Below are 19017 nucleotides of genomic sequence, written 5' to 3' on the forward strand. Positions count from 1 at the left end.
CGATGAACGCGGAACACATCTCTTGCACACCTGCGCGGGCCATTCGCTTCGCGAATCCTTCGTCCGGTGGCGATCCGCGGGGCCTGGGCCCTGCTCGTGCGCACACCGGAAACCGGCGGTCTTTGGCTTCGGGAAGCGTACGACGTGGACGGGGTCGTGCGCAAGTCGGCCCCGCACGGGATGCTGGAGGGATGACCGGCCCGTCCTCCCCTCCCGACCCCGAGACCGGCGGGCACGCCGAAGGCGACCGCGCGACCGAGGGCGCGACCGACGCCGCGATCGCCGCCGTCGAGGGCGAGCTGAGCACCCTCTTCAACCGGGTGCGCGACGCGATGCGCTCCGCCGCCGAGCGCCTGCATCCGGAGCTGAGCACCGCGGGGTACCGGACGCTCGCCACCCTGGAGCGGCGCGGCCCGATGCACTCCGGCGCCCTGGCCGAGCTGCTCGAGACGGACAAGTCCTCGATCAGCCGGCAGATCTCCGCACTCGACCGCCTCGGTCTGCTGCAGCGCTCCCCCGATCCGGACGACGGCCGCGCGACGATCCTCTCGGTGCCGCCGGAGACCGCCGAGCGGATGCGGGCGATCCGCAGCTCCCGCCAGGCGCTGATGCACGAGGAGCTGCGCCGCTGGGACGCGGGCGACGTCGAGCTCTTCGCCGTCCTCCTGCGCCGCATCACCGCCCTGGACATGCGCGGCGCTACCACCGAGCCCGCCGACGGACAATCGGGCGCGGGCCCCGCGCCGACCGCGTAGCGTCCAGGGGGATGGAATCGCTCGCTCCTGCCTCCCTTCCCGACGACGTCGACGGCGCTCTGGCCCTCGCCCGCACCCTCTCCGCCGACCCGCCGCGGCCCGGCACCGGCCGCACCGCCGAGCTGCACGGCCTGCTGGAGCGCCTGGCCCGGCACGATCTCGGCGTCGCCCGCGCGATCGAGCCGCACCTCGACGCGCTCGCGATCCTCGGCGAGGCGGGCCTGTCCGCCGCGGACGTCGGCGTGCAGGACGACGCGGTCTGGGGCGTCTTCGCGGCGGAGGGCGGCGACGAGCCGCTCGTCGCGACTCCGGAGGGCGACGCCTGGCGACTGGACGGCGTGAAGCCCTGGTGCTCGCTGGCCGGCCGCCTGGACGCGGCGCTGATCACGGCGCACGTCGGTGAGGGCTCCGGCGAGCGCCGGCTCTTCGCCGCGCGCCTCGGCGACGACATCGCGACCCCGGAGGAGAACGCCTGGCACCCCCGCGGGCTGACCGAGATCCCGAGCGGACCGGTGCGCTTCGCCGGTGCGCGCGCCCAGGAGGTCGGCGCTCCCGGCTGGTACCTCTCGCGACCGGGCTTCGGCTGGGGCGGGATCGGCGTGGCCGCCTGCTGGCTCGGCGGGGCCCGTGGCGTCGCCGCGACGCTGGCACGTGCGGCCGCCCGCCGCGAGGACCCGCACCTGCTCGCGCACCTCGGCGCGGTGGACACCGCCCTGTCCGCCGGGCGCCGCGCGCTCGACGAGGCCTCGGCGCTGATCGACGGGGGCGAGGCCGAGGGCGCCCGCGGCGCACTGCTGGCCAAGCGGGTCCGCGGCACGGTCGCGAGCGCCGTGGAGGAGATCCTGCTGCGCGCCGGTCGAGCGCTCGGACCGGCTCCGCTGGCCCTCGACGCGGAGCACGCGAAGCGGGTCGCCGACCTCGCCCTCTACGTCCGCCAGCACCACGCCGAGCGCGACGACGCGGCCCTCGGCCGCGCGGTCCTCGCCAGCGGCGAGACGGAGGAGTGGTGAGCCGCGTCATCGAGTTCGACGGTCACCTCGAGGGCACCCCGGTCGAGCGCTGGTGCGAGGACGGGCGGCTCGACCGGCTGCCGGTCCTGCCGGAGGACGCACTCCTCGCCGTCGACCGCGTGCTCGTCGTGGTCGCGCACGCCGACGACGAGACGCTCGGCTGCGGCGGCACGATCGCCCTGGCCCGCCGCCTCGACGTCCCCGTGGACGTCGTGATCGTGACGGACGGCGGCGCGGCGCACGGCGCCTCCTCCCCCGGGGCCGCAGCCGCCCTCGTCGCCGAGCGGCGCGCCGAGGCCCGGGCCGCGCTCGACGAGCTCGGCGCCGGGATCGGCCTCGCCTTCCTCGACGTCCCCGACTCCGGCACTCCCGAGCACCGCGACCGGATCCTCGCCGAGGTGCTCGCCCGCGCCGCCGCCGAGCCCGGCCGGGTCCTCCTGCTCTCCACCTGGACCGGCGACGGCCACCGCGACCACCGCGTCGTCGGCGAGGTCTGCGCCGAGGCGGCCGAGACCCTCGGCCACCCGCTGCTCGCGGCGCCGATCTGGCTCTGGCACTGGGCCGCGCCCGACGACGCCGAGGTGCCGTGGCCGGCGCTCGTCCGGGTCGAGGCGGACGAGGACCTGCGGGAGCGGAAGGCCCGCGCCCGCGAGCGCTATCCGAGCCAGACCGCGCCGGGACCCGGCGGGATCGCCCCGGTCCTCCACCCGCTCTTCGTCCGGGCCTTCGCCGGCGACGACCGCCTGATCCGGGTCCGCTGATGGCCCGGCCGGAGCTAGCGCACGGCGATCCGACCGACAAGTGGCGGAGAGAAGCCCCGATCCTGCCTAGGCTCGGGGGGACGGACGGGCGCGGCCCCGGCGACGAGGACACGGGGATGAGCTACTTCGACGAGCTGTACGAGCGGCACGAGGACCCCTGGGGGTACACGAGCCGCTGGTACGAGGAGCGCAAGCGCGCCCTCACTCTCGCGAGCCTGCCCGAGCGGCGCTACGACTCCGTCCTCGAGATCGGCTCCTCGATCGGCGTGCTGGCCGAGGCTCTCGCCGCGCGGGCCGAGCGGCTGCTGGCGATCGACGTCTCGGCGGCCGCCGTGGAGCGGGCCGCCCGCCGGCTCGCGCCGCTCGCGCACGTGCGGGTCGAGCACCACGACATCACCCGCGGGGTGCCGGAGGGTCCGTTCGACCTGATCGTGCTCTCCGAGGTCGGCTACTACCTGGGGCGCGAGACGCTCGAGCGCACGCTGCGCGGGGTGCGCGACCGGCTCTCCGCCTCCGGCGAGCTCGTCACCGTGCACTGGCGGCACCCGATCGACGGCCTCGAGCTCGACGGCGACGCCGTGCAGAGCGCCGTCGCCGGCCTCGGCCTGCACCGCATCGCCCGGCACGAGGAGGAGGACCTCCTGCTCGAGGTGCACTCGCGCGACAGCCGCTCGGTGGCCCGGCGGACGGGCCTGCTGTGACCCGGATCGAGGAGCTGCTGGTGGTCGTGCCGGCCCACGACGAGGAGGAGCGGATCGGCGCCACCGTCGCGTCGGTCCTCCGGAGCGCCGCGCACCTCGCCACGACCGCCCCTGACGTCGCGGTCCGGCTGATCGTCGTGGCCGACGGCTGCACGGACGCGACGGTGGAGCGTGCGCGGGCCGCGGGCGCCGAGGTCCTCGAGCTCGAGCGCTGCGGAGTCGGCGCGGCGCGGGCGGCCGGGATCGCGCACGCCCTCGGCTCCGTCTCCGGCTCCGTCCCGGACGACCGGGTCTGGCTCGCGAACACCGACGCCGACACGGTCGTTCCGGAGGAGTGGCTGCTCGAGCACGTCGAGCACGCCCGCCATCACGACGCGCTGGTGGGCACGGTCCGGCCCGACCCGTCCGACCTCTCGCCGGAGATGTACGGCCGCTGGCAGCGCACCCGCGAGCGGGAGGAGTCGATCGGCAGCATCCACGGCGCGAACCTCGGCGTGCGCGCGAGCGCCTACCTGGCGGCGGGCGGGTTCGGCGGCGAGCCGCTGCACGAGGACGTCCTGCTGGTCGAGCGCCTGCACGCCGCCGGCGCCCGGGTGGGAGCGACCGACCGCGGCGAGGTGACCACCTCCGGACGCCGCCGCAACCGCGTGGACGGCGGCTACGGCCCCTACCTGCACGACCGGTTCGCGGACGCTCCGGTCTGCTGACCGCTTCGGTCGGGGACGACCTCTGCTACAACGCGCGGGCGCAAGCAGATCCGCGAGGCCGTTGTCAACGGTCCGGGCCTGAATTGTCACGGCATCCGCAGGAGAGTGGAATGGGGGCCGAGCACGACCCTGTGCTCTCTCCGATGGAAGGGTCACCGCATGAATCCCCGCCTCGTCCTGCTGGCGCTCGTCGCCCTCGCCGCGTACGTCTTCGGCGCCCGCGCCGGTCGCGGACGCTACGAAGAGCTCCGCCATCTCGCACTGGGTGTGTGGAACGACCCGGCCACGAAGAAGACGCGCAAGAAGCTCAAGAAGACCTCGAAGCGCGAGGCGAAGCACTTCACCGCGGTCGCCGACAAGGCACGCGCGAAGGTGCAGCGCTCACTCCGCTGATCGACATCATCTGCAAAGACGCCTTCACGACAGGCGTTGACGCTCGCACCGGAACGGCCGGTCGAGCACACTACGAAGGAGACACATCATGGGCATCATCGGTTGGATCGTTCTCGGCCTCATCGCCGGCGCACTCGCAAAGCTCATCCTCCCCGGCAAGCAGGGCGGCGGATGGATCATCACCATCATCCTCGGCATCGTCGGCGCCCTCCTCGGAGGATTCATCGGCGGCGCGCTCTTCGGGCGCGACGACCCGATGGGCTTCAACCTCGTCAGCATCATCCTCGCTGTCGTCGGCGCCATCATCGTGCTGCTGATCTACGGCGCGATCACCGGCCGCAAGTCCCGCGCGTAGTCACGCGACCCCCGAAGGCCCCCGGCATCCGTGCCGGGGGCCTTCGTCGTTCCCCGAGCGTCCGACGGCGCTGGACGACCGCCGATGTTCGCGGGACGCGCAAGGCCTTGCACCTGGGAGGCCCCGGGGCGTGGACTGTACTCCGGCCGCAAGCTCTCCGATGCGGCCGATCCCCGGACGAAAGGACGCTCGAGTATGAGCACGGACGCGAACACTGTCCCCACGATCACCCTCAACAACGGAGTCGAGATCCCGCAGCTGGGCTTCGGTGTCTTCCAGATCGACCCCGCCGAGACCAAGGACGCGACGCTCGCCGCCCTCGAGGTCGGCTACCGCCACATCGACACCGCCGAGATGTACGGCAACGAGGCCGGCGTCGGTGAGGCCGTGCGCGCCTCCGGCCTCGACCGCTCCGACGTCTTCGTCACCTCGAAGCTCAACAACGGCTTCCACGCCCGCGAGGACGCCCTGCAGGCGATCGACGACACCCTCGCCGAGCTGAAGTTCGACTACGTCGACCTCTTCCTCATCCACTGGCCGCTGCCGAAGGTCGGCGACTACCTGGAGACCTGGAAGGCGATGGAGGAGATCTACCGCAGCGGCAAGGCGAAGGCGATCGGCGTCTCCAACTTCCAGACCAACCACCTCAACCGGCTCCGCGCCGAGGCGACGATCGTCCCGGCCGTGAACCAGATCGAGGTGCACCCCTTCCTCACGCAGGAGGAGCTCCGCGCCTACGGCGTCGAGCACGGCATCGCGACCGAGGCCTGGTCGCCGATCGCGCAGGGCAAGGTGCTGGACGACGAGGCGATCGTGCGCATCGCGCACAGCGTCGACCGCTCCCCCGCGCAGGTCGTCCTGCGCTGGCACATCCAGCGCGGCGACATCGTCTTCCCGAAGTCGGTCACCCGCAAGCGCGTGGAGGAGAACTTCGCCCTGTTCGACTTCGAGCTGGACGACGAGTCGATGACCGCGATCTCCGCGCTCAACCGCGACGAGCGCACCGGCCCGAACCCGGACGAGTTCAACTACATCCCCAGCTGACCCCGGTCGGCTGAGCCCTCCGGCTCGCACGAACGCCTCCGGCTCGCGGGATCCTCGGATCCCCGCGAGCCGGAGGCGTCTCCACGTGCCGAACCTCCCGTGGGAGACCTCCGGCACGCGGAAGCACCCCCGGCACGCAGAAACCGCGGACTCCAGCGAGCCGGACACCGATCCACGAGCCGAAGCTCCCCAGACTGCACCTCCGGCACGCGGAATCACTCTCGGCACGTAGAAACCCCGGACTCCAGCGAGCCGAACACCGTTCCACGAGCCGAAGCTCCGCAGACTGCACCTCCGGCACGCGGACTCACTCTCGGCACGCGGAAACCGCGGATTCCAGCGAGCCGGACACCGTTCCGCGAGCCGAAGCTCCCCAGGCAGCACATCCGGCACGCGGAATCACTCTCGGCACGTAGAAACCGCGGACTCCAGCAAGCCGAACACCATTCCGCGAGCCGAAGTTCCCCAGGCAGCACCTCCGGCACGCGGAATCACCCCCGGCGCGCGGAAACGGCGGACACCAGCGAGCCGGACACCGATCCACGAGCCGAAGCTCCCCGCACCGCACCTCCGGCACGCGGAATCACTCTCGGCACGTAGAAACCGCGGACTCCAGCAAGCCGAACACCGTTCCACGAGCCGAAGCTCCCCGCACCGCACCTCCGGCACGCGGAAGCACCCCCGGCACGCAGAAACGGCGGACACCAGCGAGCCGGACACCGATCCACGAGCCGAAGCTCCCCGCACCGCACCTCCGGCACGAAGGATCACCGTCGGCACGCGGAAACCGCGGACTCCAGCGAGCCGGACGTCGTTCCACGAGCCCGAGGTCGGCCGGGCACGGCTCCGGCTCGCGGAAACGGCTCCGGCTCGCGGGATCCGTGGATTCCTGCGAGCCGGAGGGCGTTCCGCGGGCCGGGGCGGCGCGGAGGCGGTGGTGACTACTGCGAGTCGCGCCAGGAGTGCTCGGGGGCGTAGCCGAGCACCTCGCGGGCGTGGTCGATCGAGAGCAGGGTGTCGTTGACGCCGAGCTCGCCGCGCAGCTCGACGCCGGGGAAGACCTCGGCGACAAGCTCGTCGTTCGGACGGGTCATCACGGTGTCGGCCGCCGCGATGATGAAGCGGTCGAAGCCGGGCTCGCGATGCGCGAGGGCCTTCTCGACCGCCTGGGCGCCGTCGCGGCCGTCGATGTAGCCCCAGAGGTTCCACTTGCGCAGTGTCGCGTCGGCGTCGAAGGACGGGAACTCGGCGTAGTCCTCCTCGTTCATCACGTTGGAGAAGCGCAGGCCGATGATCGTCAGGTCCTCGTGCCAGCGGCAGAGCTCGATCGCCAGCTGCTCCTCGAGGTGCTTGGTCAGCGAGTAGACCGACTCCGGGCGGGCCGGGTACTTCTCGTCGACGGGGATGTACGGCGGCGGCACGTCGAACGGCAGGCCGAGCACGGTCTCGCTGGACGCGTAGACGATGCTGCGGATGCCTGCGCGGATCGCCGCGTGGAAGACGTTGAAGGTCGACGACATGTTGTTCTGGAAGGTCGCGATGTCCGGGACGATGCCCGGCGCCGGGACGGCCGCGAGGTGCACGACCGCGTCGATCCCCTCGTAGCGGTCGCCCACGGCCTGCAGGGCGTCGACGACCTGCCCGTAGTCGGTGATGTCGATGCTGATGACGCCCTCGCCGCGGGTTCCCGCGCGGTCGAGGACGAAGACGTCGTGGCCGGACTCGCGGAGACGGGTGACGACGCTGCGGCCGAGTTTCCCGGATCCACCGGTGACTGCGATTCTCATGCCTCGAACGCTAACGGGCCGCGGGCCTGCGGACGAGGGGCTGGCGGATCAGCCCGCGACGTGGAGGGAGATGCCGTCGCCGACCTCGGGCGTCGTCTCGTCGGCGACGAGCTCGGTCCAGCGGCGCAGCACGGCGGCGCCGGCCTCGTCGTTGATCGCGCCGTCGACCACGAGGATCGGGTACGGCTTGTCCGGGACGCCCTCCGCGGGACGGACGTCCACGTGGGCGACGTCGTAGGCGTGCTCGGAGAGCCAGTCGGCCATCGCGTAGTCGCTGCGGGAGTCGCCGACCGTGCGCCAGCGCTGCGGGATCGGGCCGGTGGCGCCGAGCAGCTCGACGGCGCGCTGGGCGCCGAGGTCCTTGCCGAGGCGGTTGGACTCGATGTCGGTGGAGATCACGGTCGGGTCGATGCGGTACTCGACGGCGCCGGTGTCGTTCGGGTAGCGGATGCCGCGGCGCTCGACGCCGAGGCCGGCCGCGGTCATGATCTGCAGGGCGTCGGCGTCGAAGACGAGCTGGCGCTCGAGGTAGTCCTCGCTGGAGAGGTCGACGAGCTGCTCGGCCGAGACCATCGCGCGCTTGGTCTCGTCGAAGAAGACCAGGTCGTCGTAGTCCTCGCGGATCATCCGCTCGAGGTCGCGGGCGACGGCCTCCGGGATCGCGAGCGACTCGTCGACGATCGGCTCGGAGGTGCCGCGGTAGTCGACGGTGAACCAGACGGCGCCCTTCTCGCAGACGCAGACGATCCGCGCGTCGGCCGAGACGCCGCGCTCGAGGAGCGGCGGCAGCACGCGCTCGCGCAGGAACGCGTCGGAGCGACCGGTGTTGAAGACGAGCGGGATGCCGGCGTTCGCGAGCGCGACGAGGTCGTCGGCGATCGAGTCGATGGCGATCGTGCGGCTGATCGGGCTGGCGATCGGGCCGTCGACGTCGAGGAGCAGGCCGAGCGGAGGCGGGGTGGAGGTCATCGTCTCTATTCTGCCGTGCGGGCGCGTCCGGCCGTCCCCGCGAGATGCCACTTGTGCACGCTTTCCTCGGCGTGTCGCGTGCATAAGTGGCATCTCGCGGAGAGCGCAGCTACTCGGACGTGGGGAGGACGATAGTGCGCTGCGTGAGGGTTCCGTCGGGGGACTCGACGGCGAGCGTGATCAGGGTCTCGGCGTCGCGGCAGGGGACGGAGAGGGCGGAGTAGCCGGTCGCGGAGAGGTCGACGGGGTCGCCGGCCCGGGCGTCGGTGGTGCCGACGGCGAGGCGGGCGGCGACACCGCCTTCGGTCTGCCAGGAGAGCGCGACGGGGACGGAGGCGGTGCGGTCGCCGGCGCAGTCGATCGTCGCGGGCGAAGCGGTGAAGGAGAGGACGGCGGCCGCAGTGGCGGCGGCGCCGGGGGCGGCCGAGGCGACGACGCCCTCGGTCGGGGAGGTCTCCGCGGGGGCATCGGTGGCCGTCGGTTCCGTCGCGGTCTCCGTGGACTCGGCCTCGGTGGGCGCGGTCGACGGGGCGGCGGCGGCCGAGGCGGAGGGGGCGACCGGGGTGGAGGTCGGGGCTCCGGCGCCGTCGGCGGGGCGGACGAGGAGGACGATCGCGACGATCACGGCGACGAGACCGAGGACGGCCAGGACGATCCCGAGGGTGCGGGCGGTACGGGGCGGCATCGGGACTCCTCGGTGGTGCGGGTGCGGCGGTGCGGGTGTGCAGTGGTGGGGTTGTGCGGAGAGAGCAGTGCGGGAGGGCCGGCGGATCGTGCTCGCCGGCCCTCGCGGGGCGGAGGCTACGCCTCCTCGACCTCGCGGCGGCTGCGGGCGATCAGCAGGGCGCCGAGACCGAGCACGAGCGCACCTCCCGAGAGCAGCAGCCAGGGGCCGGTCTCGACTCCGGTCGAGGCGAGACCGCCGGTGCCCGGCTTCGCGCCGGGAGCCGCGGTCGCCGTGGCGGTCGGCTCCGGAGCCGCGGTGGGCGCGGCCGTCGGCGTGGCGGTCGCGGTCGGCTCCGGAGTCGCGGAGGGCTCCGGGGTCACCGTCGGCTCGGGAGTCGCGGTCGGCTCCGGGGTGGCTGTCGGCTCAGGAGTCGCCGTCGGCTCGGGAGTCGCGGTCGGCTCCGGGGTCACGGTCGGCTCGGGAGTCGCCGTGGGCTCCGGAGTCGCGGTCGGCGTCGCCGTCGGCTCCGAGGTCCCCGGCAGCTCGACGGCCGCGCCCTCGGGCGCCACGGCGAGCAGCGCCCGGGCGACGTCGCTGAACGCGCCGACCGGGTGGTTGCGGAAGACCGGCGAGGTGCCGAAGAGGAAGCCCTCGGTGCCCGACTCCGTCGCGAACGAGACGGCCGAGGCCTGCCCGGCCGCGTCGCTCCGGGACTGCCCCTCGGAGGCGACCCAGTGCCCGGCGACGAAGGTGTCCTCGGCGGCGTAGCTCTGCTCCACCGTCACGGACGCGTCGAAGCCCTCGAACCAGAGCGCCGGCGAGACGAAGGCGGTGTCCTGCGGGTGGTCGCCGAGGATCCCGTCGGCCGGGGTCTCGACCGAGACGATGCCGTTGGACCCGCTGGTGCCGGTCTGCGCGGTCAGCGTCGCGAGGCCGAAGTCGGTCGCGAACGCCGCTCCCGCTCCGCCGCGGCCGACCACGTCGCCGCCCGCCGCGAGGAACTCCTCGACGGCGGTGCGGCCCGCGGCCTGCTCCGGGGTGAAGGACAGCGCGCGGCCGAGGAGCAGCACGTCGGCGTCGGTGAGGACGGTCTCGCCCGAGGCGAGCGTGTCCGCCGTGACGGCGACCGCGTCGGCGAAGCCGAGCTTGGCCAGCGCGTCGCGGTCCTCGTGGGAGCCGGAGTAGGCGACGCGGACGGCGGAGAGCGCGGTGCCGTCCTCGTCCTCGATACGCTCCGCCGTGGTCGCCGTGAAGTCGACGCCGAACTCGGCGGCGGCGGCCTTCGCGGCGGCGAGACCGTCGGCGTCGGCGCGGAGGGCGATCGTGCCGTCGGCGAACTGCTCGAGCGCGACTCCGGCGCCCAGGAGCGCGTTCACCGCCTGGTACTCGAGCACGCCGCGCGGCTCGAAGGCGAGGTAGCCGGCGTCGGCGGGGACGCTGCCGCTCGGGGCGACGGCGGTGACCGGCTCGAGCTCGACGGCGGGCATCGGGTCGAGCGTGGAGCCGACCGGGATCACGTCGGCGCCCCAGAGCAGCGAGAGACTCCAGGCCGAGACGTCGTACATCTCGGGCACGCGGTCGGAGATGTCGGTGCCGTCGGCGAGCAGCACGTTCGCGAGGCCGCGGACGGGCTGGTGCATGTCGACGACGTAGGAGCCGGCGGCGTAGGTCGTGCCGCCCGCGGTCATCGCCGTGGTCGTGCGATCGACCTCGACGCCGTGCGCGAGCAGCTGCGCGACGAGGGTCTCTGCGTCGGACGCCGAGCGCTGCGCGTCACCGGCGGGGATGACGTAGGCGCGGGGGTACTCGGTCGTGTAGACGTCGGTCTCGTCCCAGATCTCGGTCCACTCGGTCGGCGTGCCGGCCGGCAGGTCGGACGCGGCGACGTCGGCGGGGATCTCGACGGCCGGGGCGCCAGTGACACCGCGCTCGAAGATCTGCACCTGGTTGCTCAGCAGGGCGTCGCGGTTGGCCTCGATGTAGTCGACCGAGGCGTCCATGACGATCCCGGCGACCTCGATGTCGATGTCCGCGTTGGCCTGGCCCTCGGCGATCTGCTCGGGCGTCTCGTTCGCCGTGCGACCCAGCGGCAGCTCCACCGTGTTGGTGATCGCGCCCTGGAAGGCGACGTACTGCGGCGCGAAGATCGGAGGCCAGTCGTCCCAGCCCGCGCGGATGTCGCGGTAGGGGATCAGGATCTGGCCGGTGTTCTCGGTGGTGACGCTGCCGTCGGCGGCCTTGTAGGTGTTGCCGGGCACGTCCGCCTCGACGACGCGGCGCTCGATCTCGAGCGCGGTCGCGTAGGCGTGCGGCAGGAACAGGTCGTACTCGTAGTTCTCGCCGTGCGGCGGACCGCAGGGCTCGACCTGCAGGATGCCGGTGTAGCCGTGGATGTCGATGAAGTAGGTCGGCTGCAGGACGCTGGAGAGGTCGCGGATGACCGTCGCCTCGTTGGTCGCGCCGGTGATCATGTCGCGGTTGGGGTCGTAGCCGGCCGCGACGGCGCGCTGGCCGAGGGCCCGGCCGTCGGGGTTGTTGGTGACGGTGAAGTAGAGGCGGTTGCCCTCGAGGAGCGCCTCGGTCTCGGCGTCCTCGGCGGTGGCGACCTTCTCGATGTAGTTCAGGATCGCGTCGGATCCCTCCCACTCGTTGCCGTGGATGTTGCCGTTGAACCAGGTCGGCACCTTGTACTCGGCCATCAGCTCGGCGTCGGCGGCGGCCGCCTCCGGCTCGTTCTTCAGGCGGTCGCGCCACTCGGCCTGCTGCGCCGTCTCGGCGGCGGTCTCGGGAGCGGTGACGGTGACCAGGTAGATGTCGCGGCCGAGGCCCGACTTCCCGACCACCTGGGTCGAGACGCGGTCGGAGCGCGCGGCGAGGTCGTTCAGGGCCGGGGCGATCCGGTCGTACGGCGTGACGCCGCGGGTCAGCGAGGCGTCGGTCGGGTCGACCGCGACCTCGGTGAGGGCTTCCCGGTAGGGGTAGCTCGCGGGCTCGGTGATCGGCGCCGAGGCGGGGCGGACGAGGTCCACCCGCTCGAAGGCGGAGGCGGTGGTCGGTGTCGCGGTGGTCGGTGTCGCGGTGGTGGTCGCTGTCGCGGCGGGCGCGATCAGCAGACCGCCGGCGGCGAGCGCGAGGGCCGCGCAGCCGGAGGTCAGGGCGGTGCGTGTTCTCAAGCGGAGATCTTTCGTGTCGGAGGTCGGCGCGGACGAGGCTCCGCGCTCGCTCCTGCGTCATCGACCTCGGAGCAACGTGTGAACCCTCTCAGGAACCTAGGCCACCCGTGTTTCCGGCACGTGTCACGCCGGTCCCCCTCCGCGAGATGCCACTTGTGCACGCGACACGCCGTGAAAGGCGTGCACAAGTGGCATCTCGCGGCGGGGATCGGTGGGGGTCAGCCCAGGAAGAGGGAGAGGAGGAGGACCATGCCGAGGGCGAGGACGGAGGCGAGGGAGACGCCGACCGTCACCGACTTGAGGGCGCCGCGGACGGACTGGCCGAGGAAGCTCTGCAGCAGCCAGAAGGTGTTCGAGGTGACGTGGATGCAGAACAGCGCGCCGGAGCCGGCGGCGAGCGCGATCAGCAGCGGATCGAGTCCGAGCGTCGCGGCGACCGGGGCCACGACGCCCGCGGCGGTGATCGCCGAGAGGGTGACCGAGCCGACGGCGATGTGCAGCACGGCCGCCATCAGCCAGACCAGCAGCAGCGGCGCGGCGGCGTTCGCCGAGAAGTAGCCCTTGAGCAGCTCGCCGAGGTCGCCCTCCGCGATCACCGCCGCGAGCGCGCCGCCGACGCCGGTGAGCAGGAAGATCTGCCCGCCGTCCTGGAAGCCCTTCGCGACCGCCTTCTCCATCCGCGGAGTCCCGACGACGGAGCGGCCGACGAGGCCGGTCGCGATCACGGCGAGCAGCAGCGCGATCACCGGGTTGCCGAGGAACTGCAGCACCGGCACCTCCGCGCCCGCGACCGAGAGCACGGCCTGCGCGGCGATGAGCAGCAGCGCGAGGAGCATCGGGGCGAACAGCAGGAGCAGCGGGCGCTCGCGCGGGGCGTCGGCGTCGCGCGCGTCTGTGTCGCCGTCAGCGGTGGAGCGACCGGCCGCGGAGCCACCGCTCGAGGACCGCCCGGACCCCGCCGACCCGGATCCGCCGACCGCCTCGCTCCCGGCCCGCTCCCCCGCGGGCACCGTCGCGAGCCCGGCGGTCTCGTCGCGCACGACGAGCTGCTCGTCGCGCGCCGGATCCCAGAAGCCCAGGCGGAAGGCGAGCGACATCAGCAGGATCGTGACCACGACGGTCGGCGCGACCACCACGAAGCCGCCCAGCAGCATCACGCCGAGCGGAACGCCGAGCAGCCCGGCGAGCGCCACGGCCGCGAAGCCGGGCACCATCATCACGATGCCCATCTCGAGGCCGACGGCGAAGGTCACGGCGACGATGCCCGTGCCGGCGGGGCCGAGCCGCGGCGCAATCCTCCGGGCGAGCGGCGCCGCGATGACGATCAGGGCGTCGACGAAGATCGTCTGCAGATAGGTGGCGAAGGACAGCCCGAGCGCGTAAGGGATGCCGCGCTTGCCGAAGACCCGCAGCAGCCCCTCGACGAGGCGGACGACCGCGCCCATCTCGTTGAGCATCGCGCCGATCAGCACCCCCCAGCCGATCAGGAGCCCCGCCTCCATCATCACCTCGCCGAAGCCGCGGGTCATCGTCGAGACGGTGTCGACGGGGCCGAGCCCGGTGAGCAGCCCGATGGCCGCCGCGCCCACGGCGAGCGCGAGCACCGGGTTGAAGCGGAAGCGGACGATCGCGACGACGACCACGACGATGACCAGGGCGACGACGCCGAGGGTGTACCACTCCGGCATGACGCCTCCTCCGCCCGCGGCAATGCGGGCTCTCACACCCTAGGGGTGCGGAGGATCCGGCGCAGAGCACCCGCGCCGCCACGCGGGTCTGCCGCGGGACGGGGTCCGCCCCATGGACTCCTGGCCACCGCGGTCCTACGGTGTGCGCATCGGCGATTCCCGTCGCCGCGGTCGGAGCCGCGGATCGTTCGACCCGCAGCACTGCTCTGCCCGCACCCCGAGTGCAAAGGAGCACCTCGTGAACAAACGCCTCCTCCTCACCGCGGCCGCCGCCGTCGCGGTCACGACTCTCGTCTCGGCCCCCGTCGCCCAGGCCACCCCCTCCCCGCTGTCCTTCGTCTCCGTCACCGATCGAGCGACCGGACTCGTCTCGCCGCTCAGCTTCGCCGTCGATGCGGGCGGCACCGCCTACGTCGCGCAGAACTTCGCCGGGATGCTGACCAAGGTCGCTCCCTCCGGCGCGACCTCGACCCTGGTCAGCGCGCCCGGAACCGAGATCGGGGCCGTCTCGGTCCGCGGCTCCACCGTCTACTACAGCGAGGGCGTCCAGGAGGAGGGCGAGGCGCTGCTGCGATCGGTGCCGAGCGGCGGCGGAGCGCCGACGACCCTCGCCGACCTCGGCGCGTACGAGGCGAGCGCGAACCCGGATGCGGGCAACAGCTACGGCTTCCTCGGCCTGCCCGCCGAGTGCGCCGCCCAGGTGGACCCGGCGGTCGCCGGCCCCGCCTCCTACACCGGCCGGATCGACGTGCACCCCTACGCGTCGGCCGCGACCAGCGCCGGCGTCTACGTCGCCGACGCGGCCGGCAACGCGATCCTGAAGGTCACGCCGAACGGCGTCGTCTCGACCGTGGCGGTGCTGCCGCCCACGGCCCCGATCACGATCACGGCGGAGCAGGCGGCGGCCTTCGGCTTCCCGGCCTGCACAGCCGGCTACCGCTACTCGTTCGAGCCCGTCCCGACCGACGTCGAGGTCGGCCCCGGCGGCTGGCTCTACGTGTCGACGCTGCCCGGCGGACCGGAGGACGCCAGCCTCGGCGCTCGCGGCTCCGTGGTGCGGGTGAACCCGGCGACCGGCGAGATCCGCACGGTGGCCACCGGCCTGCTGAGCGCGACCGGCCTCGCGGTCGACCGCGTCACCGGCACGGTCGTGGTGACCGAGCTGTTCGGCGGCCCGGACGGCACGGGACGCGTGGCGCTGATCCTGCCGCGCACCTCGACGCCGATCACCGGACTCGCGGTCGTCTCGCCCGCGGCGATCGAGCTGCGGGACGGCGCTCTCTACGTCGCCCGCAACGCGTTCGTCCTCTCGCCGGAGGGCGCCCCGCAGCCGATCGGCACCCTGACGGTCGCCCGGCTGCGCGGCTTCGGAGCGGCGATGACCGCGGTCGGCTGAGGTCCGCTGCACTCCGCTGAAGTCCGCTGAGTCGCCCGGGAAGGCTCGTTCTCCAGCCCGAGAGCGAACCTTCTCGGGCGACTCAGGAGCTCCGGGCCCGCGCGGCGGGGGCTCGGCGTCGTCCAGGAGGAGGGAATAGCGTGGCGGGATGGCACTGACGCTTCCCGAGCCCCGGCTCCCCTCGCTCCTCGACTCCCCGGTGCTGCGCTGGGGAGTCCTCGCCCCCGGCTCGATCGCCGGCACCTTCGTCGCCGCGCTGCAGAAGCACACCCGGCAGCGCGTGGTCGCGGTCGGCTCGCGCTCGCAGGAGCGCGCCGATCAGTTCGCGCGGCGCTTCGGCGTCGAGCGGGCCTCGGTCGGCTCCGACGCGGTCGTGAACGACCCCGAGGTCGACGTCGTCTACATCGCCTCGCCGAACTCGGAGCACGCGCGCCAGGCCCTGCGCGCGATCGCGGCGGGCAAGCACGTCCTCATCGAGAAGCCGTTCGCCACCACGGCGGGTGAGGCCGAGATGATCGTCCATGCGGCGCGCGACGCCGGCGTCTTCGCGATGGAGGCGATGTGGATGCGCTACCTGCCGCAGATGGACGTGGTGCGGCAGCTCCTCGCGGACGGCGCGGTCGGCGCTCCCGCGCTGGTCTCCGCCGACTTCGGCGCGGCGTTCGCGTTCGACCCGGCCAGCCGCATCTTCGATCCGGCGCTCGCGGGCGGCGGCCTGCTCGACGTGGGCGTCTACGCCTCGTCCTTCGTCTCGATGGTGGCCGGGGCGCCGCAGAGCACCGTCGTCGCCGGCGCGCTGACCTCGACCGGGGTGGACGCGATGGCGACGATCGTCGGGCGGCACGCGCACGGGGTCCAGTCGGTCGCGACGTCGACCGTGCTGGCCCACACCCTGCACGCGGCGAGCGTCGCGGGCAGCGAGGGGCGGATCGACGTGCACCCCTCGTTCTGGACGCCGAGCGGCGTCACCCTGACCCGCGGCTCCGAGAGCGCCTCATGGCGGGATGACACGGGGCTGCAGGGCGGCGAGGGGCTGGCCTGGGAGGCGGTGCACCTCGCGCAGTACGTGGCGGAGGGGCGCACCGAGTCGCCGGTGCACCCGCTGGACGAGACGGTGCAGGTGGTGCGCACGCTGGACGAGGCGCGCCGTCGCCTGGGCGTCGAGGTCTGACGACAGCGGTTCGATCTGCAGGCGATCCGGCCACCGCGCGGCACTCCCCCGCGGAGGAGAGCGCGTTCCGGACGGCATCGCCTGCAGATCGCACGTCAGCCCGCGGGCAGCTCCACCCGGAAGCTGGTGCGCCCCGGCTCCGACTCGACCAGCACCCGTCCGCCGTGCGCCTCGACCACGGCCGCCACGATCGCCAGGCCCAGCCCGGTCGAGCCGGTGGTCCGCGCCCGCGAGGAGTCGCCGCGGGCGAAGCGCTCGAACAGCACCGGCACCAGCGCCTCGTCGATCCCCGGACCGGAGTCGGTGACCGTCACGACCGCGATCGGCCGGCCGCGCTCGTCGCGGTCCTCGGCGAGCGCCGCGACGACGCGCGTGCCCGGCGGCGTGTGCACCGTGGCGTTCCGCAGCAGGTTCGCGACCACCTGGTGCAGCCGGAAGCCGTCGCCGCGGATCTCGATCGGCTCCTCGGGCAGGTCGAGGTCCCACTCGTGGTCGGGGCCGGCGACGTGGGCGTCGGACACGGCCTCGATCAGGACCATCGTCAGGTCGACCGGCTCCTTCTCCAGATCGCGGCCCTCGTCGAGGCGCGCGAGCAGGAGGAGGTCCTCGACCAGTGAGGTCATCCTGGTCGCCGCCGACTCGATCCGGTCGAGCGAGTAGCTCGCCGACTCCGACAGCTCGACGTCGCCGCGGCGGGGCAGCTCGGCGTAGCCGCGGATCGCCGCGAGCGGCGTCCGCAGCTCGTGCGAGGCGTCGGCCACGAACTGGCGGACCTTGTTCTCGCTGGCCTGGCGCGACTCCAGCGCACCGCCGACGTGGTCGAGCATGCGGTTGAAGGCGGCACCCACCCGGCCGACCTCAGTGCGGACGTCGGCGTCCTCCTCCGGCACCCGCTCGATCAGCTCGACCTCGCCGCGCTCGAGCGGCAGCTCGGCGACGCGGGTCGCGGTCGCCTCCACCCGCTCGAGCGGCCGCAGCGCCACCCGGATGATCGCGGTCGCGATCAGGGCGACCAGCAGCATCGCGAGCAGGACGACGACGACCACCACGGTGGTCAGGGTCCGGAGCGTGTCCTCGGCCTCGCCGAGGGGCACTCCGACGATCACGACCGAGCCGTCGATCACGCGCGCCTCGGCGCGGTACTGGCCGAGGGCGTCGCCGAGATCGAGGGTGGTCGCGTCACCGGCGTCGGCGACCGCGGCGGCCAGCACGGAGTCGGCCGGGTCGGCGAACTCCTGGCAGGCCCCGGAGCTGTCGATGTAGGCGCCGGTGTAGGCACCGGTCGCCCCGAGCACCGCCGTGATCGTCTGGGTGTCCTGGTTCGGGCGTCCCTCGAAGTCGCCGCTCGGGCAGGTGGTCGCGCGCTCGATGGCGCTGGAGCCGGCGAACTGGCTCGGCCCGTCGAAGCCGGCCAGCCGGTCCAGCGACTCCGAGAGCTGCGTCTCCGCGTTGTCGTAGAGGATGCCGCGCAGCGACAGCACGCTGACCGTCCCGACGATCCCCGCGATCACCGCGACCAGCGCGACGACGGCGACGACCATCCGGCGCCGCAGCGTCCAGGGCGCGCGTCGGGACGCGTTCGAGCGGCGCAGCGCCGACCGGGTCGCGAAGTCGCCGAGTGTGGGCCGCAGCCGCCCGCCCTCGGTCGTCACTGCTCGGCGGGCTTCAGCAGGTAGCCGGCGCCGCGGACCGTGTGGATCATCGGCGAGCGGCCGGCGTCGATCTTCTTGCGGAGGTAGGAGATGTAGATCTCGACGACGCTCGACTTGCCGCCGAAGTCGTAGGACCAGACGCGGTCGAGGATCTGCGCCTTGCTCAGCACGCGGCGGGGGTTCCGCATCAGGAAGCGCAGCAGCTCGAACTCGGTCGCGGTCAGCTCGATGTCGGTGCCGGCCCGGCGCACCTCGTGGCTGTCCTCGTTGAGGACGAGGTCACCCACCACGACCTCGGGGTCGTCGGCGTCGTTGGCGAGCAGGGTGGAGCGGCGGATGAGCCCGCGCATCCGGGCGACGAGCTCCTCGAGGGAGAACGGCTTGGTGACGTAGTCGTCGCCGCCGGCGGTGAGCCCGGCGATCCGGTCGTCGAGCGCATCCTTCGCGGTGAGGAAGAGGACGGGGGTCTCGCTGCCGTCGGCGCGGATCCGCTGGAGCACCTGCAGCCCGTCGATGTCCGGCAGCATCACGTCGAGCACGATGACGTCGGGGCGGAACTCGCGGGTGATGGTGATCGCGGAGCGGCCCTCGGCGGCGGTGCGCACCTCCCAGCCCTCGTAGCGCAGCGCCATCTGCAGCAGATCGGTGAGGGTGCTCTCGTCGTCGACGACGAGGACGCGGATCGGCGTGCCGTCCGCTCGCTTGAGGCGGGTGCGCTGCGCGGAGGCGAGGTGCTTCGAGGGGGCCGGGGTGCTCATGTCTCCCCAGTATCAGGAGTTTTCTATGAG

General features: G+C 73.1%; 17 protein-coding genes. 10 read left to right on the forward strand and 7 right to left on the reverse strand.

What is annotated here, in order from left to right:
- The first annotated feature begins 191 nt into the window (after positions 1–191).
- The 8 genes from MT353_RS05715 to MT353_RS05750 all read left to right on the forward strand — a co-directional run bounded on the left by MT353_RS05715 (position 192) and on the right by MT353_RS05750 (position 5726).
- The gene (locus MT353_RS05715; protein WP_243623824.1) at positions 192–755 is read left to right on the forward strand and encodes a MarR family winged helix-turn-helix transcriptional regulator; all 564 of its coding nucleotides are present in this window, start codon (positions 192–194) and stop codon (positions 753–755) included.
- Positions 756–766: 11 nt separating this feature from the next.
- Positions 767–1765, forward strand: a complete 999-nt coding sequence (locus tag MT353_RS05720) for an acyl-CoA dehydrogenase (protein ID WP_243623825.1) — start codon at positions 767–769, stop codon at positions 1763–1765.
- Positions 1762–2526: a PIG-L deacetylase family protein gene (locus MT353_RS05725; protein ID WP_243598373.1), complete on the forward strand. Its 765-nt coding sequence runs from the start codon at positions 1762–1764 to the stop codon at positions 2524–2526. The genes MT353_RS05720 and MT353_RS05725 overlap by 4 nt, the downstream gene beginning before the upstream one ends.
- A 116-nt stretch (positions 2527–2642) precedes the next feature.
- Positions 2643–3227: an SAM-dependent methyltransferase gene (locus MT353_RS05730; protein ID WP_243623826.1), complete on the forward strand. Its 585-nt coding sequence runs from the start codon at positions 2643–2645 to the stop codon at positions 3225–3227.
- Positions 3224–3934 (forward strand): glycosyltransferase family 2 protein, encoded by a 711-nt coding sequence (locus MT353_RS05735; protein WP_123737362.1) that lies wholly within the window; start codon positions 3224–3226, stop codon positions 3932–3934. The genes MT353_RS05730 and MT353_RS05735 overlap by 4 nt, the downstream gene beginning before the upstream one ends.
- Positions 3935–4093: 159 nt before the next feature.
- On the forward strand, positions 4094–4327 hold the full coding sequence (locus MT353_RS05740) for a YtxH domain-containing protein (protein ID WP_123447798.1): 234 nt from the start codon (positions 4094–4096) through the stop codon (positions 4325–4327).
- Between the two features lie 88 nt (positions 4328–4415).
- Entirely contained in the window at positions 4416–4682 is a 267-nt protein-coding gene (locus MT353_RS05745) for a GlsB/YeaQ/YmgE family stress response membrane protein (protein WP_056041656.1), read from the forward strand.
- A 195-nt stretch (positions 4683–4877) separates the two neighbouring features.
- Positions 4878–5726, forward strand: a complete 849-nt coding sequence (locus MT353_RS05750; RefSeq protein ID WP_243598372.1) for an aldo/keto reductase — start codon at positions 4878–4880, stop codon at positions 5724–5726.
- A 941-nt stretch (positions 5727–6667) separates the two neighbouring features.
- Here MT353_RS05750 and MT353_RS05755 read toward each other — a convergent pair.
- The 5 genes from MT353_RS05755 to MT353_RS05775 all read right to left on the reverse strand — a co-directional run bounded on the left by MT353_RS05755 (position 6668) and on the right by MT353_RS05775 (position 14010).
- Positions 6668–7513 carry an NAD(P)-dependent oxidoreductase gene (locus tag MT353_RS05755; RefSeq protein WP_123447800.1) on the reverse strand — a complete coding sequence of 282 codons (846 nt, stop codon included), beginning with the start codon at positions 7511–7513 and terminating at the stop codon, positions 6668–6670.
- A 48-nt stretch (positions 7514–7561) separates the two neighbouring features.
- A complete protein-coding gene (locus MT353_RS05760) occupies positions 7562–8482 on the reverse strand; it encodes a hypothetical protein (RefSeq protein ID WP_207901789.1) in 921 nt (306 codons plus the stop codon).
- A gap of 109 nt (positions 8483–8591) precedes the next feature.
- Entirely contained in the window at positions 8592–9167 is a 576-nt protein-coding gene (locus MT353_RS05765) for a hypothetical protein (protein ID WP_243623827.1), read from the reverse strand.
- Between the two features lie 116 nt (positions 9168–9283).
- Entirely contained in the window at positions 9284–12322 is a 3039-nt protein-coding gene (locus MT353_RS05770; protein WP_243623828.1) for a M14 family zinc carboxypeptidase, read from the reverse strand.
- Positions 12323–12540: 218 nt separating this feature from the next.
- Positions 12541–14010: a GntP family permease gene (locus tag MT353_RS05775; protein ID WP_123737367.1), complete on the reverse strand. Its 1470-nt coding sequence runs from the start codon at positions 14008–14010 to the stop codon at positions 12541–12543.
- 238 nt (positions 14011–14248) lie between these two features.
- Between MT353_RS05775 and MT353_RS05780 the strand changes: the two genes are divergently transcribed.
- Positions 14249–15406: a ScyD/ScyE family protein gene (locus MT353_RS05780; protein ID WP_243598367.1), complete on the forward strand. Its 1158-nt coding sequence runs from the start codon at positions 14249–14251 to the stop codon at positions 15404–15406.
- A gap of 148 nt (positions 15407–15554) precedes the next feature.
- Positions 15555–16577, forward strand: a complete 1023-nt coding sequence (locus MT353_RS05785) for a Gfo/Idh/MocA family protein (RefSeq protein WP_243623829.1) — start codon at positions 15555–15557, stop codon at positions 16575–16577.
- Between the two features lie 95 nt (positions 16578–16672).
- Here MT353_RS05785 and MT353_RS21895 read toward each other — a convergent pair whose 3' ends face one another.
- Together MT353_RS21895 and MT353_RS05795 are read right to left on the reverse strand one after the other, a co-directional pair.
- Positions 16673–18229 carry a cell wall metabolism sensor histidine kinase WalK gene (locus MT353_RS21895; RefSeq protein WP_243598365.1) on the reverse strand — a complete coding sequence of 519 codons (1557 nt, stop codon included), beginning with the start codon at positions 18227–18229 and terminating at the stop codon, positions 16673–16675.
- Positions 18226–18987 carry a response regulator transcription factor gene (locus MT353_RS05795; RefSeq protein ID WP_123447806.1) on the reverse strand — a complete coding sequence of 254 codons (762 nt, stop codon included), beginning with the start codon at positions 18985–18987 and terminating at the stop codon, positions 18226–18228. Before MT353_RS05795 ends, MT353_RS21895 begins: the two co-directional genes overlap by 4 nt.
- Between the last annotated feature and the right edge of the window lie 30 nt (positions 18988–19017).

It is taken from the genome of Rathayibacter sp. VKM Ac-2927, assembly GCF_022815525.1.
GTDB lineage: Bacteria > Actinomycetota > Actinomycetes > Actinomycetales > Microbacteriaceae > Rathayibacter > Rathayibacter festucae.